Here is a 1,572-nt window from a genome sequence, read left to right on the forward strand (position 1 = left end):
TACTTTCATATCTTCATATTCTTTATGCATAGCTATTGATATTCTTCCAAAGCCAAGTAAATCTTCTAAACCTATTTTATCCTTATCAATTCCACATTCCTTTTATTCTTGTTTTACTTGATCCTAAATGTATTAGATTTAATTAGCTAGAAAATCCTTTATCAGATATTATGTTAACTACTAAAAAAATAATGAACCAGCCTACTTAAATTTCAACTGATTCATTTAATCTTTTCAATGCATTATTTAGATTATGCAGTCACTTAATTCTTATCTCTTATTAATTTTATAACAATGCCTAAAGAGTTATTTTTATTAAGTTACTTTCCATTAAATTTTGTAGTTACTTTTATATTTTAGCACTTTGGGTTAGTATCTACATTCATTTTATCTAACATATTTAACACTTTAGTTACCCTAAATACTATCTTATCTAATTCTTGTTCAGTAATTCCTTTCTTTAGTTCTTCTTTAGCGTTTTCATATCTCTGCAATGATTTTTTTATACATTCTAAATTTCCTTTAAATACACTATCCTGTTTTATTATTAACTCTCCAATTGTCATATTTACTATAATATCTTCAACTAGGTCTCCATTATTATACGTATCAAATTCTTCAAATAATCTTGCTATTGCATATCTTTCGCCTCTATTTTTTTCTAAAAATTCATTGTATGCTTCATTTATATTTTCAATTAATTCATTAATTTCGTTAATATCCATTATTACGCCTCCATCAATATCCATTTTTAGGTATTACTCTTATATCACCATTATGGATAACATCAATTTCTATATTTTTAAATTCATTTCTAAAACTATCTATTACATTTTTACAACTATCACAAGGTTCTAATTCTGTGAATAATTTTATTTTACCACTAGGATTTACACTATCCTTTAGCCTGTCTGCTATATCATTCAATATCTTATATTCTGTACATGAATCTCTCAAATAAAATTCACCATTCTTATTTGCAGCTTCAATTGCTTTAAACATTGGATTATCTGGTTGTACCGAAATGTTATCTGCTTTTCCTATAAGGTTATCCTGCATTTTATCTATACCACTATGTGAAAAAAATTTATTTTGATTTATTCCATCAATACTAACTTCGGCTGTAGCTAAATTACCTGATGTTTTATATCTAGATGGTAAGCTTTGTCTAATATTTTTTACATCTGAAATAATATCTGCGTCATTGACAACATCTATTTTTCTAGCTTTACTAACCCCATTAATTCCTCCCTCTTTACCAACAACCTTTTCAGTTATGCTCTTAGCCAGTTTTTCAATTCCACTAGAATCCCTAGCACCATTCATAGAAAGCACAGTTCCTTCAGCTATTTTGCCTGATGTTTCTTCTACTCCTGATGCAAATCCTGCCTTCACGCCTTTATATATTTTTCCTATTAAGCTTCCTGCTCCTACAGCACCTATTGCAAATAATTGTTCTCCTACACTATAGCGTCTCCCTGATACTAAGTCTTTTCCATCAACTATTTCTGCTAACATTTTATATTCACCCAAAACTGGTATAAAATATGCTCCCATAGATATCGTTCTTTC

At 28.4% G+C, this 1,572-nt stretch carries 2 protein-coding genes; both read right to left on the minus strand.

Going from position 1 to position 1,572, the window contains the following annotated elements:
- Positions 1-356: 356 nt before the first annotated feature.
- The gene (locus BM027_RS17835) at positions 357-725 is read right to left on the minus strand and encodes an Imm3 family immunity protein (protein ID WP_175560030.1); all 369 of its coding nucleotides are present in this window, start codon (positions 723-725) and stop codon (positions 357-359) included.
- 13 nt (positions 726-738) lie between these two features.
- The coding region (locus tag BM027_RS17840) for a deaminase domain-containing protein (RefSeq protein WP_207647603.1) at positions 739-1,572 on the minus strand (834 nt) is incomplete at its 5' end.

This window comes from Clostridium uliginosum (assembly GCF_900112485.1).
Taxonomy (GTDB): domain Bacteria; phylum Bacillota; class Clostridia; order Clostridiales; family Clostridiaceae; genus Clostridium; species Clostridium uliginosum.

Bases quoted from the DNA above. Each gene is read 5' to 3' on its own strand.
- BM027_RS17835 (WP_175560030.1), bottom strand. From the start codon at position 725: ATGGATATTAACGAAATTAATGAATTAATTGAAAATATAAATGAAGCA.